This is a genomic window from Neobacillus thermocopriae (assembly GCF_010975035.1).
In the GTDB taxonomy this organism is placed as follows: domain Bacteria; phylum Bacillota; class Bacilli; order Bacillales; family Cytobacillaceae; genus Neobacillus; species Neobacillus thermocopriae.
Window position 1 is genome coordinate 23,553 of sequence record NZ_JAAIUV010000015.1, and the last position, 15,623, is coordinate 39,175.

16 protein-coding genes are annotated in these 15,623 nt (G+C 35.7%); 7 read left to right on the forward strand and 9 right to left on the reverse strand.

Annotation, left to right across the window (positions count from 1 at the left end; translation table 11 throughout):
* Positions 1-16: 16 nt before the first annotated feature.
* Positions 17-271, forward strand: coding sequence for a GlsB/YeaQ/YmgE family stress response membrane protein (locus G4Z05_RS10470; RefSeq protein WP_038540101.1), 255 nt, complete (start codon positions 17-19; stop codon positions 269-271).
* 292 nt (positions 272-563) lie between these two features.
* Here G4Z05_RS10470 and G4Z05_RS10475 read toward each other — a convergent pair whose 3' ends face one another.
* The gene (locus G4Z05_RS10475) at positions 564-1,487 is read right to left on the reverse strand and encodes an RluA family pseudouridine synthase (protein ID WP_163251887.1); all 924 of its coding nucleotides are present in this window, start codon (positions 1,485-1,487) and stop codon (positions 564-566) included.
* Between the two features lie 112 nt (positions 1,488-1,599).
* Here G4Z05_RS10475 and G4Z05_RS10480 point away from each other — a divergent pair, with 112 nt between their 5' ends.
* Both G4Z05_RS10480 and G4Z05_RS10485 read left to right on the forward strand, forming a co-directional pair.
* Positions 1,600-1,998 carry a YhcU family protein gene (locus G4Z05_RS10480; protein WP_163184303.1) on the forward strand — a complete coding sequence of 133 codons (399 nt, stop codon included), beginning with the start codon at positions 1,600-1,602 and terminating at the stop codon, positions 1,996-1,998.
* A 586-nt stretch (positions 1,999-2,584) separates the two neighbouring features.
* Positions 2,585-4,324 carry a phospho-sugar mutase gene (locus tag G4Z05_RS10485; RefSeq protein ID WP_163251888.1) on the forward strand — a complete coding sequence of 580 codons (1,740 nt, stop codon included), beginning with the start codon at positions 2,585-2,587 and terminating at the stop codon, positions 4,322-4,324.
* A 131-nt stretch (positions 4,325-4,455) separates the two neighbouring features.
* Here the strand turns inward: G4Z05_RS10485 and G4Z05_RS10490 are convergent, their stop codons facing one another.
* Positions 4,456-4,710 carry a YhdB family protein gene (locus tag G4Z05_RS10490; RefSeq protein ID WP_038540111.1) on the reverse strand — a complete coding sequence of 85 codons (255 nt, stop codon included), beginning with the start codon at positions 4,708-4,710 and terminating at the stop codon, positions 4,456-4,458.
* 140 nt (positions 4,711-4,850) lie between these two features.
* Here G4Z05_RS10490 and G4Z05_RS10495 point away from each other — a divergent pair, with 140 nt between their 5' ends.
* The 3 genes from G4Z05_RS10495 to G4Z05_RS10505 all read left to right on the forward strand — a co-directional run bounded on the left by G4Z05_RS10495 (position 4,851) and on the right by G4Z05_RS10505 (position 7,713).
* Positions 4,851-5,831, forward strand: a complete 981-nt coding sequence (locus tag G4Z05_RS10495; protein ID WP_163251889.1) for a M14 family zinc carboxypeptidase — start codon at positions 4,851-4,853, stop codon at positions 5,829-5,831.
* 63 nt (positions 5,832-5,894) lie between these two features.
* Positions 5,895-6,209, forward strand: coding sequence for a DUF3889 domain-containing protein (locus G4Z05_RS10500; protein WP_163251890.1), 315 nt, complete (start codon positions 5,895-5,897; stop codon positions 6,207-6,209).
* Between the two features lie 91 nt (positions 6,210-6,300).
* The gene (locus tag G4Z05_RS10505; RefSeq protein ID WP_163251891.1) at positions 6,301-7,713 is read left to right on the forward strand and encodes a SpoVR family protein; all 1,413 of its coding nucleotides are present in this window, start codon (positions 6,301-6,303) and stop codon (positions 7,711-7,713) included.
* A gap of 174 nt (positions 7,714-7,887) precedes the next feature.
* Here G4Z05_RS10505 and ald read toward each other — a convergent pair whose 3' ends face one another.
* The 5 genes from ald to G4Z05_RS10530 form a co-directional block, all read right to left on the reverse strand.
* Positions 7,888-9,021: an alanine dehydrogenase gene (gene ald, locus G4Z05_RS10510; protein WP_163251892.1), complete on the reverse strand. Its 1,134-nt coding sequence runs from the start codon at positions 9,019-9,021 to the stop codon at positions 7,888-7,890.
* 125 nt (positions 9,022-9,146) lie between these two features.
* Positions 9,147-10,385: a PucR family transcriptional regulator gene (locus tag G4Z05_RS10515; protein WP_163251893.1), complete on the reverse strand. Its 1,239-nt coding sequence runs from the start codon at positions 10,383-10,385 to the stop codon at positions 9,147-9,149.
* 181 nt (positions 10,386-10,566) lie between these two features.
* Positions 10,567-10,932, reverse strand: a complete 366-nt coding sequence (locus tag G4Z05_RS10520; RefSeq protein WP_163251894.1) for a cytochrome-c oxidase — start codon at positions 10,930-10,932, stop codon at positions 10,567-10,569.
* A 168-nt stretch (positions 10,933-11,100) separates the two neighbouring features.
* Positions 11,101-12,357 (reverse strand): DUF445 domain-containing protein, encoded by a 1,257-nt coding sequence (locus tag G4Z05_RS10525; protein ID WP_163251895.1) that lies wholly within the window; start codon positions 12,355-12,357, stop codon positions 11,101-11,103.
* 164 nt (positions 12,358-12,521) lie between these two features.
* Positions 12,522-12,824 (reverse strand): HesB/YadR/YfhF family protein, encoded by a 303-nt coding sequence (locus tag G4Z05_RS10530; RefSeq protein ID WP_163251896.1) that lies wholly within the window; start codon positions 12,822-12,824, stop codon positions 12,522-12,524.
* 258 nt (positions 12,825-13,082) lie between these two features.
* Between G4Z05_RS10530 and G4Z05_RS10535 the strand changes: the two genes are divergently transcribed.
* Positions 13,083-13,379 carry a hypothetical protein gene (locus G4Z05_RS10535; protein WP_163251897.1) on the forward strand — a complete coding sequence of 99 codons (297 nt, stop codon included), beginning with the start codon at positions 13,083-13,085 and terminating at the stop codon, positions 13,377-13,379.
* A 314-nt stretch (positions 13,380-13,693) separates the two neighbouring features.
* Here the strand turns inward: G4Z05_RS10535 and G4Z05_RS10540 are convergent, their stop codons facing one another.
* Positions 13,694-13,876 carry a hypothetical protein gene (locus tag G4Z05_RS10540; protein ID WP_163251898.1) on the reverse strand — a complete coding sequence of 61 codons (183 nt, stop codon included), beginning with the start codon at positions 13,874-13,876 and terminating at the stop codon, positions 13,694-13,696.
* Between the two features lie 110 nt (positions 13,877-13,986).
* Complete coding sequence (locus G4Z05_RS10545) at positions 13,987-15,339, reverse strand: hemolysin family protein (protein WP_163251899.1); 1,353 nt, start codon at positions 15,337-15,339, stop codon at positions 13,987-13,989.
* Between the last annotated feature and the right edge of the window lie 284 nt (positions 15,340-15,623).

Genomic DNA, 15,623 nt, shown 5'->3' on the forward strand with positions numbered 1-15,623 from the left:
AAAGGAGTGTTCTAAAATGGGCTTTATTTGGGCATTAATCGTTGGTGGTATTATTGGCTGGTTGGCTGGCCTAATCGTAGGAAGAGATGTACCTGGAGGCATTATTGGTAATATCATTGCAGGTTTCGTTGGAGCTTGGCTTGGGACATGGATTTTAGGAGATTGGGGACCACATGTGGCTGATTTTGCCATCATACCTGCTATTATCGGAGCAGCGGTACTTGTCCTTTTAGTAAGCTTTATTATGAGATCTTTTAGAAAAGCTAAATAAAAATGACTGTCTAAAAAGGCCTTCCCAAATGGGAGGCCTTTTATAACTAGAATAGTAATTATATTTTCAAATTCTAGAACTGTCTCGCTTCATTGTCCTAGCGGCGAGACGCCTTCGGTCTCCGCCCTACGATAAGTCCACATCGAATCGCCTTCGGCTCCTCGTGTTTCCTATATCTCAGTTGGAGATCACCACAAGGAAAGCTGCAGATGCATTAGCATCGCACGACCGAAAGCGATAGCTTTTGGGAGGAGGCTATACGCCGCTAAACAGGGCGCTTCCGCTTTTCTGATTACACATCATAAATATTGATTCCTTTAAATATTGGTTTTTCGTCTAGGAAAGGTGCATGACATACGATTTTCTCTAAAGTAAATGGATGAAGAAATTCTAATTTTACTGCATGAAGTGCTTGTCGCTTTACAATAGGTTGTCCGCCATATAATACATCCCCAATTAAAGGATGACCGAGATGACTTAAATGAACTCGAATTTGATGTGTTCTTCCGGTTTCCAACCAACATTTTACATAGGAAAGGTTTTGTTGTTTATCTTCTTTTACTACCTGATAATGGGTGATGGCAGGTTGACCCGTTGGAGATACCCTTCTTCTAGTCGAATGATGACGATCTCTGCCAATTGGAGCATTAATAGAGCCATTTTTGTTTTGAAATAGTCCGTGAGTGAGTGCCAAATACGTCCTTTTAATTTTTCTTTTTTCAAGGAGTTTGTCGAATACAGCACCTGACAATGGATGTTTTGCAAATAATATGGCACCTGATGTATCACGATCTAAGCGGTGAATTTGCCGTATGTTTCGTATTTCACCTTTTGATAGCAAATAAAAAGCAACAGCATTCATAAGTGTATTCGTATCGGTCTCTCGATCATTCGGATGAGTATTCATAAAAGGCGGCTTATTTAGTACGAGGACATGGTCATCCTCAAATAAAATATCAATGGAACGAAACCAAGGTGTAAGTAGTATTTCTTCTTCTTCAAATAATTGTATCTGAAGTTTGGACCCGGCTGTTAGAGGTAAGGTCCAATTAGCTTCTTTTCCATTAATTTGGACTTTTTTCTCCATTCGGAAGGTATGGATCAGCTTTTTAGGTGCTTCCCATACATGGCGAAATAGATGATCTATTGTTATGTTTTCCCACTCTTTAGGGACAATGATCTGAAACCATTCTCCCAAACGAATTGTATTTAGCATATTCTTCTCCTTTTAGTTATCCACTAATTACCACCATTACATCTAACATAGTTATGTTATTCTTACATATATAATACGACAGATTATAGTGATGGCAAAGGTGGGTTTAATAGTGAAAATTGTATATGCCTCGACTCCAAGTCAAGAAGAGGAAATTTGTGAGCTTGTGAGGTATATTTATTCGAATATTTTTCCTCTTTATTTTACAGATGATGAAATTCATCAATTTGAACGCTTAAAGGTATTACACACCTCCAAAAAGCATTTCGAAGAGATTGGAACATTAAAAGATGCATTCCAAGTAATGGCTAGTATACAAACTTTAATATCCATTCTTGAATCACCCCAACTGGACGAACAATATGCACCTATTTTTAATAAAAATGTAGCAAATCTACAAGAATTTGGACTTTATTTTCCATTTGAATTTGATCAGTTTGTAGAAGCAAAGAACATGAAAAATCCTATGCTTAGTATTTATACGAAAGCAGATAATGAACTGCTTATATAAAAATGAAGCCCAAGAAAGTTACGGGTTCTTTTCAGAGAGAAATTTTTAAATAATACCTTCATATGCATGGTTTTGAAAATAGTTAGTAACGTCATACACAATAAAATGAGTAAAGCAAAAAGACTAGGGAATACAATTCCCTAGTCTTTCTACTGTCATTTTTTATGATTAATTCGATCAACAATAACAAACATTAGTGGAAATGATCATGCTCATTCATTTTAGCTTAAGCACGATTTATATGATTGTCTTTAAATCTCGTAGGGTATTTTAATTCATATCCCAACATACTATCCATTCCCATACGGCAGAATATATTAAATCGATTAATTACATACCTCCATAATTGTTTAATCAATAAATTGTAATCATCATTTCATAAAAATTCCTGTTACATTGAGTACTATGGAAAAAGCTTTTATTTTTAGCTACTTCTCAATGGAATTTTGAGGTAATATAGAGGGTGCACCTGTATCCCCCAAGGGATGGCGAAAATTGTCGGTAAATATTCGTAAATTTTTAAAGGAGTATTGGCTGGTAACTTAGAAAGATTATAAGTGACTAGAGTACTGGAGGGGAACTTCTTATGGATTGGAAATTAGCAGCAAGAAACTGGATGGAGTTTGAAGAATTAGACGCTGAATTAAAAAATCAGCTAGAAAAGCTAAAGCAAGATGAAAAGCAATTGGAGGAAGCTTTTTATAAGAACTTGGAGTTTGGTACCGGCGGAATGCGTGGGGAAATTGGTGTCGGTACAAACCGTATGAATATATATACCGTCCGGAAAGCATCTGCCGGCCTAGCAGCATACATAGAAGAACATGGGGATGAAGCCAAAAAACGTGGTGTTGTCATTGCTTTTGATTCACGCCACAAATCTCCTGAATTTGCCCTTGAAGCAGCTAAGACTTTAGCAACAAGAGGAATTCAAACATATATTTTTGATGAATTAAGACCGACACCTGAGCTATCTTTTGCTTTAAGGCATTTGAAAGCTTTTTCAGGAATCGTAATCACTGCCAGTCACAATCCGCCGGAATATAACGGGTATAAAGTATATGGTTCAGATGGGGGACAATTGCCACCAGAGGCTGCGGATCAGGTTATTGCGAAGGTAAATGAAATTGAGAATGAGTTAGTCATAAAAGTGGAAAGCGAAGAAACATTAAGAGCTTCAGGATTAATCCAAACCATTGGTGAAGAAATCGATCAAGCTTATATTGAAAAATTGAAGACGGTATCTGAAAATCCAAAACTTGCTGAGGAAACCGACATTAAAATTGTATTTACACCTCTACATGGAACAGCGAATAAGCCAGTCCGTGCTGGTTTAGCGGCTCTTGGTTATAAAAACGTAACGGTTGTAAAGGAACAGGAGCTTCCTGATCCGGAATTTTCAACAGTAAAGAGTCCAAACCCAGAAGAACATGCTGCCTTTGAACTGGCCATTCGGGAAGGAAAAAAAATTGGAGCGGATTTATTAATTGCGACTGACCCGGATGCGGACCGACTAGGTATTGCCGTATTAAACCATGAAGGCGAGTATGTTGTTTTAACCGGTAATCAAACAGGAGCCTTACTATTGGATTATCTGTTATCTCAAAAAAAGAAAAAAGGGACTTTGCCTAAAAATGGCGTTGTTTTGAAAACAATTGTTACCTCAGAATTAGGCCGGAATATTGCTTCTGCCTATCAATTAGAAACAGTAGATGTATTGACAGGCTTTAAATTCATTGCTGAAAAAATTAAGCAATATGAAGAATCGAAAGAACATACATTTCTTTTCGGATATGAAGAATCATATGGCTATTTAATTGGTGACTTTGCCCGTGATAAAGATGCTGTTCAAGCGGCGCTTTTAGCTACGGAAGTTTGTGCGTATTACAAAAAGCAGGGAATGTCTCTTTATGAAGGTATGATGCAAGTATTCGAAAAATATGGCTATTATCAGGAAGGACTTCGCTCTTTAACCTTAAAAGGAAAAGACGGCGCAGAATTGATCCAACGTATAATGGCTTCTTTCCGCAACGAACCAATAAAATCATTGGGGGCATTAAAAGCAGCATCTACGGAAGATTATTTAGCGGGTATTCGTGTAACGAACAGTGGCGAAGAAAAAATTCATTTACCAAAATCCAATGTGTTAAAATATTTGTTCGAAGATGGGTCATGGATTTGCTTAAGACCTTCAGGCACAGAACCTAAAATTAAGTTTTACTTTGGAGTAAATGGTAAAACCCTTGAAGAGAGCAGAAACAAATTGCAAACCATTGAAAAAAAATTTATGGAATTGGTAGATGACAAAATGAAACAGGTTCAATACTAAAAGGATGTATTCAATATTAGGGATATATATGAAACACGGCTTCAATATGGTGGAAGCCGTGTTTTTTTGGTGGAATTCTTTGGTCCGGTTGTAAATTTTTTTCTTTGAAATTATGGAATTCACTTGAATTTTCAGGAAAGACTATACAACGGAATCTCATTTGAATCGTTTTCCAGTGTTTCATTTGCATGGTCAATATAACGAAGCAGGCTATTTAGTTTTTTCTCAATAATACTGTAGTCATGTTCAAAATTGTAGGCATGCAGGAAATGTTCGATTTTCTTTGATAAAAAATGATCTTCTGTCCGCACCATTAAAATCAGCAAATTATCCCACTCAGACCGATGTGTATAATATAACGCTCGGTCATAATCCAGTCTATTCATTTTGAACTTCTCCTCCTTACTAGGAGTTGTTTTTAGTGTATGACATTTAAAAATGTACGAAACGCAGAAAATGTTGACACAAAAGTGATAAAGAGGTTTTCAACTTTTACCTGAATAAATATCAAGCAATGTGAGGTATTATGACAAAAATTATTTCATGTTTCTTACTAATCATGTTTTTAGTGATCCAACCTGTACACGCCCAAATTGTAAAAACAAATAAGGCATATTCGTATCAAAGACTTGTGCAAGATATAGCAAAAATAGATGAGAAGTATGGTCAGATCGTTGAAATTCAAGCAATTGGAACTTCACATTTAGGGCAAAAAATTTGGGGCATTAAGGTGGGAAAAGGGAAGAAGAACGTTGTTTTGATTGGTGCTCATCATGGAAGGGAATGGCTAACTAGTCTGCTATTAATGAAAATGCTGGAAAACTATTCTGAAGCTTATTTACATAATGAACGTATCGGCTCGTTGCCAATGGCTACATTAGACGAAGTGTCCATTTGGTTTATTCCAATGTTAAATCCTGATGGGGTTACTATTCAACAGAATGGAATCGAAGGATTTCCTCCAGAAATACAAAAAGAATTGTTGATCATGAATGACGGGTATATTGATTTCAAAGGTTGGAAGGCAAATGCAAAAGGAGTTGATTTAAATAGACAGTATCCAGCGGGATGGAAGAAGCTGAAAAATGAACCATCTATCCCCTATTATAAATATTATAAAGGAAAAAAGCCATTTGAAGCCCGCGAAGTAATCGCGTTAAGAAATTTTATAAATAAAATTAACCCTTCTATTGCAGTTGCCTATCATACGGCAGGACAGGAGATTTTTTGGAATTATAAAAATGGAAAACACCTTAAAAGGGACAAGGCCATTGCCAAGAAAATATCCAAAGTAACTGGCTATAAGTTGGCAAAGCCCGATAAAGATGCAATAGGAGGAGGATTTACTGACTGGTTTATTACTAGTTATCATAAACCGGCGATGACAATTGAAATAAGTCCACTTGTTGGAGAAACAAGCCCACCGCTTTCTGTTTTCCATAAAGAATGGAAAAGGAACCAACGTGTTGGTTTGGTGCTGGCAAAGGAAGCAAAAAAAATACATTAAATGACTTATATGGATTCAAAATTGGAGAAAAATATTCAAGATAGAACGATAGGAGGAATAAGGATGAAGAAATATTTTGCCGCAATACTGATTTTGTTAAGTTTGGTAACCCATCATCAATATGGTTTAGCACAAAAACCGGATTATGAAAAGTATGGGCGAATGGCCATAGCTGTTGTTGCTGCTGAGTATCCAGGTGATGAGGTTAAGGAATATGAATATTTAGGCAGGGAAAAGCTAAGTGGAACGAATGTAATCGATTCTTTTCGGTTTCAAGTTCAAGAAAATCAGCAACCATTCTATGTAATCGTTAAGGTAACCCATGATCTCAGTAGCAAAAAGCTGGTTCATTTAACAGTTGAGTCTCAAAAACGATAATGAATTAGCTGTCTATTGTTTTTTCGTTCTTGTTTCATCATTCCTCCTTTTTCTTCATACATTGTGGTAAGAGGAAAAGGGGGAGTGGCTAATGAATGAGCAAGAAAAGAAAGCACTCGAATACGCGATAAGTGAAATCACCGAAATTGCTAGCAGTTTTGGGCTGGATTTTTATCCAATGCGCTATGAAATTTGTCCAGCTGATATTATTTATACCTTTGGAGCCTATGGGATGCCGACCCGATTTTCACACTGGAGCTTTGGAAAGCAATTTTATAAAATGAAACTGCACTATGATTTAGGCCTTAGTAAAATTTATGAGCTTGTGATAAATTCAAATCCTTGTTATGCCTTTTTATTAGATTCAAATTCTTTAATCCAAAACAAACTTATTGTTGCTCACGTATTAGCTCATTGTGACTTCTTTAAAAATAACGTCCGTTTTCAAAATACGAAGCGTGACATGGTAGAAAGTATGGCAGCAACGGCTGAACGAATTCACCAATATGAGATTCAATATGGAAAAAGGGAAGTAGAGCGCTTTTTAGATGCAGTATTATCGATTGATGAACATATTGACCCTTCGTTAATGAGACCTAAATTGGCTTGGACAATGGATGATATAGAGGAGGAAGAGGAGGAGCGGCCTTCCACCCCTTATGATGACTTGTGGAGCTTGGATGAGAGAAATAAAAAAGTCACCAAAAAACCACCTCGTAAAAAGAAATTCCCACCAAGACCTGAAAAAGATTTGCTATTATTTATTGAAACCTATAGCAGGGAACTTGAAGATTGGCAACGCGATATTTTGACCATGATGCGTGAGGAAATGCTGTATTTCTGGCCACAGCTGGAAACAAAAATTATGAATGAAGGTTGGGCGTCTTATTGGCATCAACGTATTTTACGGGAAATGAACCTGACAAGTGGTGAAGCTATTGAGTTCGCTAAATTAAATGCAGGCGTTGTTCAGCCATCGAAAACAGGCATTAACCCATATTATCTTGGATTGAAGATATTTGAAGATATTGAGGAAAGATATAACAATCCTGACGAGGAAATGAAACGAAGAGGAGTAAAGCCAGGGTCTGGCAGAGAGAAAATCTTTGAGGTTCGGGAAATTGAATCTGATATTTCGTTTTTGAGAAATTATTTGACAAAAGATTTAGTGATGCGTGAGGATATGTATCTGTTTCAAAAGCAGGGTCGGGATTATAAAATTGTCGACAAACAATGGGAAAATGTCCGTGACCAATTAGTGAACATGCGAGTGAATGGCGGATTTCCTTATATCACTGTGAATGACGGTGATTATATGAAAAATGGCGAGCTTTACTTGAAACATTGGTATGAAGGGATTGAACTTGACGTCAAATACCTTGAAAAGGTACTCCCATATATTTATCAGTTATGGGGAAGACCTGTTCACATGGAGACGGTTGTAGAGGAAAGAACCATGCTGTTTTCTTATGATGGCAAAGGAGTCCATCGGAAATATTTATAAATCAAAAAACCATCCTGGTTTGTACAGGATGGTTTTTTAAAAGATAAGCGATAATGTTTTTGATGGATAATATTGTCAACCGCAAGTGCCATTGTTTCCTTTTTTCACAGCCAAGTTATCTATTGCTTCCAACATAAAACCCCTCTAGAAATATTCCAGAGGGGTTTTTTTATCTTATAGTGAAGTTAGTTCTTTTTCCAAAGCTTTTTCAACCGTTACATATTGGTAACCAAGATCTTTTGCAACAGCTTCATAAGTGATTTCACCATTGGCCACATTCACACCAAGCTTTAATGCTGGATTTTCAGCAATCGCTTTATAAACACCTTTGTTAGCAATTTGCAATGCATATGGAACCGTAACATTTGTTAAAGCAATGGTAGAAGTTCTAGGCACTGCTCCAGGCATATTGGCCACAGAGTAGTGAATAACTCCATGTTTTTCGAAAGTTGGGTTATCGTGAGTGGTTACGTGATCAATCGTTTCAACAATTCCTCCTTGGTCGATCGCCACATCCACAATGACGGAACCCGGTTTCATTGTCCGAACCATTTCTTCGGTTACTAATTTAGGCGCTTTTGCTCCTGGGATCAGAACGGCACCAATTAATAGATCGGCTTCTGCCACAGCCTCCGCAATATTATATGGGTTTGACATAAGCGTTTTGATTTGATTTCCAAAGATATCATCTAATTGACGAAGGCGGTCAGCACTTAAGTCGATAATTGTTACGTCCGCTCCTAATCCAATTGCCATTTTGGCTGCATTGGTACCTACGATTCCACCACCGATAATGGTGACTTTTCCTCGGCTTACACCTGGTACACCGGCAAGTAGAATGCCTTGACCTCTGTTATTTTTTTGTAAGAATGCCGCCCCAATTTGAGCAGCCATACGACCAGCGACTTCGCTCATCGGTGTAAGAAGTGGAAGGGTTTTATTAACAGACACTGTTTCATAAGCGATCGCAATTACGCCACTATCTTTAAGAGCCTGCGCTAATGCAGGTTCAGCTGCAAGGTGTAAATAGGTAAATAAAATTAATCCTTGACGGAAGTACTGATATTCACTAGCAAGAGGCTCTTTCACTTTCATAATCATATCTGATTTTTTCCAAACCTCTTCAGCACTGTTAATAATTTGAGCGCCAGCTTTTTCATAAGCTTCATCAGTGAAACCGCTTCCAATTCCTGCATTCGTTTCAATTAGGACTGAGTGTCCTGCATTCACAAAAGAAACAACTCCTGCAGGGGTAAGCGCCACCCGATTTTCATTATTTTTAATTTCTTTTGGTACCCCAATGATCATATCCAAATTCCTCCCAATATCTTAACAAAATTTTACTATGTTTTAAGTATATAATGTTTGGTGAAGAATTTCTTTGTTAAGAAAGGAGAAAAATCATTATACATTTTGGGGATTTTCACAAATGATCAAATCCCCTTATATTTTTCTAGTTTTAAATCCAAATAAAGCATCATTTTTTGATTTGGATCTTTGAAATTAATTTCTCCAATTTCAGCGATACGTTTTAAGCGATAGGTTAAAGTGTTGGCATGAACATTGAGCTCTTTTGCCGCATCATTGATATTTGCATCATTGTTTAAATAGACCTCTAATGTTTTAACGAGATGGCTATTATGTTTTTGATCATATTCATGAAGCTTTTTTAAGGAGTAGTTTTCATAAGGTTCAACTTTTCTTTTTTCTAAAAGTAAATCAAAAAATTGATAAATTCCGAGTTTGTGATAATTGTAAATATGTTTTGTTTCATAAGGAAATTTATTTTTAATCGCTAATACAGATTGTGTTTCTTCATAGGCTTTACCAATTAATTGATAATCTTCATAAATACTACTAAAAACAGAAATAATGTCTTTGATTCCATATCGTTCATTCATTTTTTCTACAAAGACCTGTACAAATTGTTCCAATTCAGAGAATGGATTTTGAAAAGTGTCCGTAGAAACTAAAACAATCAATTGGTTGCAGTCAATCGTGTATAGCAAGATTTTTATGCGCTGATTGGTCTGTAGTAAATAGGAAATCCATTGTTCTTCTTTACTAGAAATGTTTTTCTTAAACTGAAAAACCAGTATGGCAAATGTAGCTGGAGGATTTATTTGTAGGGCATGGAAATGCTCAAGAATTTCTTCTTGGTCTTTTAAGTGACCGGTTAATAGTTTCCAAAAAAATTCCTGAAAGCGTTCTTCTTTCTTATTTTTTCTCGTCTGCAGTTGCAGTAATTTATTTTTCACGGCATCTGCTGCTTTTTTTAAAAGAGCTAAATCCTCTTCCTTTAATGATTGATCTATCTCTAAAGCCCAAATAAATCCTAATACCTCATCCTGTTTCCAAATGGAGATTGCGACTCGATGACTCAGACCAATTTCTTCCATATTTTTCACACGAATAGGTTCCTTGGTTTTTAGTAAAGTAGGGATCGTACCTTCCTTCCATAACTGATTAATGACTTTCTCCGGTACCCTTCGGCCAATGATGGTTGAAATTCTGGCAGGATCCGTTCGTTCGTCATGTGTACTATAGGCAAGAAGCCGATGGTTAGCATCTTCAATCGTAATTGGGCATTTTAGCACTTGACTGATAAGATCTGCATATTCATCTAGACTGTCAAAAGATGTTTTAAAAGGGTCATGCAGTTTTGAACTCAAAAAAATACCTCCATCGTAATGAAGCTGTTTGTTTCATTTTACAAAATATTTCATTGAACTTCACCATAAAACCTTATGGAAATTGAAAAAAAACGCTGCAGTCATTATGCAGCGTTCTCGTATATTAGGAGAGAGCGAATATAAAATGATAATATTGTAAAATGAGTCTTTTGTCCGTATTTTAGTTTTTCACATATTTTAAGATATTAATAGCAAAAACAATAATTCCAAAGACCAAAAATGATCCACCTGCGGCAACAGCAGGAATGGCTGCACTTACACCGGAAACGAATAGTGCTAGACCAATCATCATGATTGGTAAGGCGATATTATGGACCCAGTAGTGAACCTTTGCCAATGTTGTCTCGGCAGCTGCAGGAAAGGCGACATAAATGAGTCCAGCGAGCGTCATGGCCGTCCAGCCCAATAAATTAATATGAACGTGAACAGGGGTCAAAGTAAATTGTTCCGTCATGGACATATACATTCCGATACAGGCACCAATGACAAAGTAACAAACAGAAATCTTAATAAACTTAACACCCATTTTATAACCTCCATTTCCCATAAAAAAATAGTGACTATAGTAGTAAATATGTAGGATTGGAAAAAAGTAGAACTTAGATTTTTAGGAAGAAAAATGTTTGATTATGGAGAATTTATAGGTGTAAAGTATGAAAAAAAGCACCTTGACCGAGGTGCTTTTTAATTGCATTTAGAATAAGGCTTTAATTCCTACTAAGACAAGTCCAATGATAAACCCACAAACAGCTCCATTGACTCGAATCCATTGCAAGTCTTTACCTACATTTATTTCAATCATGGTAATTAAGGTTTTCGTTTCTAATTTTTCCAGGTTTTCTTTGACTAGTTTGCCAATTTTTGAATGATTTTTATCAACAAAATCGGATATTTGTGACTTCATCCAAACTTCAAATTGCTCTATCTTTTCGGTATTCGTTTGAATTTCATTTAGTTGATCTTTTAATAAAGGAAGAAAATATTCATCATAGAATACAGGTTCCTCAACAAAAGCTATTGCCTTTTGCTTCAACAGGTCCAAAAACTCGATAATTTTTTCTTCTACTTTCCATTTTTCAAGTAACTGTGATTTCAATCGGTTCAGTTCTTCATAAATTTTTTCATCGGTTTTTAAACTTTGCAGTTTTTGATGAATATGTAGCATTAGTGTTTGTCTGTTTGGATTAGAGGGGTCGCGAAAACTATCGACACCTTTTAAAATGAGATTTTGAATAATATCTCCCAATTTTTCCTCGTTTACTAGGTTACTGAATGCATTTAAGGCAAACTGCATAAAACCATCTGCTTTTATATTTTCGATCATGTTGACAGCTATTTTCCCAAGTCTGTATTTTGTGTCTTCTTTTCTTGCCCAGTCATCAATTTCTTTAAGGATAAAATCTAATGTTTTCTCATCATATTTTCTTAAGCTAATTTGGTCGATCAGTATTGGAATAAAGTGCTTCATGTCAATTGAGTTAATTTGTGATTTTAACTCTTTAGCAATAATTGGTGCAAGTTTTTTAGTATCAACTTCATTAATTGCATGTTTCGCAAGTCCGATAATTGTTCTTTTTACTGATTCTGTATGAATTTGTTTTTCAACTACATCAAATAGTTTCTCAGTAAATTGAAAAGAGTTAATTTTTTCATGGATACTTTTTTTAGTTAACCAGTCATTTTCTAACATGGAGATAATTTTGGCAACAATTTTACTGCGATTCTTTGGCAGTAAAGCTGTATGTGGGATAGGGAGTCCCAGCGGATGCCGGAATAAGGCTGTAACGGCAAACCAGTCTGCAAGACCACCAACTAGTCCAGCTTCAAACCCACCTTGAAGAATTATTTTCCAAATTGATGAGGGCATTGGTATGGTGGCAAGGAAACCGACTGTCATCACAAGAAGTGAAAAGGTTGCCAAATACTTAGTGTTTTTTTTCTCTTTCAACATCATTGTACCCCTTATCTTTTATTAATGACATATAGGTTATTATCTCAATTTTTATTTAAAAAGCAAAAAATATCTCATTAAAAGCAAATAAAAAGAACTTTCTCTTCATATGATTCGAGAAAGTTCTTTTTATAAAATGGGGGAGGGGAGATGTCATAAGGTCATTATGAATTTGCAGTTTCGTTATATGTTACCTGTAATTCATTTTGTAATGGATTAAATGATAAATGAGTTTCGGTGTCTTCAAAAAACCATAGATCATTTTCTTCAAAATAAAATATGATACCATTCACTTCTTTTGTGAAGGCCGGATTTGTAGGTGATTCGGTGGAAAACGCGAGACTATAGCCTTTGTGTTTCTCGCCAAAACCAGCATATTGAGGGTATAAGCGAATGTGAAATGGTTTAGTATAATCAAATTCCATGGTAAACCAAGAAACAGCTTTTTCATCAATGGTAATGAACATGCTCAGCACCAACCTTTTTAGAATGATAGGGAATAGTTCTATAACTGAGGTTAATTGATTTGGAATGATTTGCCTGTGATTTTCTTCACTAAATTCTTATTTAAAGTAAAGATGTAAAAAATAATTCATTTTTTTCTATTATTGAAATGATAGGCATATTTGCTTTTAGGTGAGAGGTAGGAATGTTACTGTTTTTGTAACAACTGCATATTAGAAACGGTGGTATGATAATAGAAACAAAATGAAGGAGTATTGCCCATGGAAAGTGAGTTTATAAAGTTAACAGAAAATGTTAATGAAATAAAGGGTTTGATTCGTACATTAAATGAAACTCTTGTGCAAATCGAAAAAAGGCTTTCTAGACTAGAAAAGGTGGACAGCATCGAACACCGGGTAGCTGTGAACCAAATTGACTTGTCCGATATAAAAGAGGCCATAGAACGAATAGAAAATACTCATAATAACCAAATCCAGCATATTAATCGAAGATTAGACTCCCATCTTGTGAAAATTGCTAGAACAGAAGAGGAACTATTCATGTTAAAGTCTAAATAATGGGGATAAAAGAAAACGACCTTTTTCATAGTTTCAAGTATCTAATCGATTTCGAGAATGTTCTAGCATAAACATTATAGCGTCAAGTTGTCAACGTATCTTGATCACTCAACATTGATACGCTACGCATGTTTCCTATACCTCAGTTGGAGGCCACCATAAAAATGGCTACAGTGGTATAATCATCGCACGACCGAAATCGAAAGCTTTTGGGAAGAGGATATATGCCGTTGAACAGGCCACTTTCGCTTTTCTATATAATAAAAAGACCAGGTTTGTTTCCTGGTCTTTTATGATTGATTGGAAGTAGAAATCTATTCTTTGCCGAATAAAGCTTTGACACCGTGATAAAGAAGCGCGAAAGAAAAAATAATAATGGCAATTGATCCTATTGTTTGGAGAATTGGTGTTAAACTATCTAAAAATGAGACAACTTCTACTCTTAATAAAGCAAATCCTGCTAGAACGGCTAAAAATAGTGTTAGTAAATAATTCATTATTGATCCCTCCTTTTAATGACAGAGTATGCGAAGGAGGAATGTCTTGCATGGGCATTTATCTCAATTCCTATGCATAAAAAAACAAACCAAAATAATTGGTTTGTTTTTTAGTAAAGGACCTCTGATTCGGGTAATGCGATCTGTTTGAGATCTGTTTCTTCATCATTTGCTATTTTTGTTACTTCAATATATTTAATATGGTGTTCTTCCATTTCCAGAATCTTAAAGGAAAAAGCGTCATGGACGATTTTGTCTCCTTCTTTTGCTTCATAGTTTTCAGTTAGAATCCAGCCGCCAATCGTGTCAACATCTTCGTCATCAATATTGATTCCCAAAAGGTCATTCACTTCGCTTACTAACACTTTCGAATCAATAATATAATGATTTTCTTTGATTTTGCGAATCTCTGGAATTTCATCCATATCAAATTCGTCACGAATATCTCCAACAATCTCTTCAAGAATATCCTCAACGGTAACGATCCCTGATGTACCGCCATATTCATCCATTAATACTGCCATATGCATACGGTCCTTTTGCATTTTCACAAGTAAATCATGGATTGGTATCGTTTCAATTACTCGAATAATCGGACGGATATACTTTTCCATCGTTTGAAGAGAAGGTTGTTCAATACCAATAAAATCTGTCATAACCTCTTTTGCGTTTACAAGACCAATAATATGGTCCTTATCACCATCAATAATTGGATATCTTGTAAACTTTTCTGTTTTTATTACATTTAAAAATGTCTCTAAAGTGTCATCTTTAGACAAGGAGACAATTTCAGTTCTCGGAACCATAATTTCTTTAGCAATTCGATTATCAAAATCAAAAATTTTATTTACATACTTAAACTCAGACTGGTTAATTTCACCACTTTTATAGCTTTCTGAAAGGATAATTCGAAGCTCTTCCTCTGAATGGGCAAGTTCGTTTTCTGAAACTGGTTTTAGACCAAAAATCCTTGAAACAAGACGTGCCGATCCATTCAGTAGCTTAATAAAAGGATACATCACCTTATAAAAATAAATGAGCGGACGTGACAGGGTCAGTGTAATCCATTCTGCCTTATGAATTGCCAATGTTTTAGGGGCAAGCTCTCCTACTACTACATGAAGGAATGTAATAGAAGCAAAGGCGATAGATACAGATAATAATTTTGTTGCGCTGTCTGGAATATGCATGGCAACAAAAACAGGACCAAGCAAGTGCTCAATGGTTGATTCACCAATCCAACCTAAACCTAAAGCGGTGATCGTAATACCCAGTTGACAGGCAGAAAGATATTCATCCAGGTTGGAGATTACTTTCTTCGCTGATACAGCCTTCGAATTACCTTCTTCTATTAACTGATCAATTTTTGAACTTCTAATTTTTACAATAGCAAACTCTGAAGCTACAAAAAAAGCAGTTAAAGCAATTAAAATGGCTATCAAAACCAAGTTAAATATGTCCAAATAAGCCCTTAGCTCGTAATTAACGAGTAAGGTGTCACCTCCTAGTTTTATAACAAATGACTCTAACTAAATCCATTTGAATAATGCTGTTCTAAGCAGACTTAAATTACTGTTCATTTACTTCTATTGCTTTTCATCCAATTGATTAAGAAACGGGATGAAATCACACAGATAGTGATGCTTCTAAAGAGCACGATTGTGATTATCAACCTTTGACGTCTAGCCTCTTTATATCTAGTTTCTTTACATCACTTCTAAAGGCAAATGGAGTTTTTTCCGTTCTT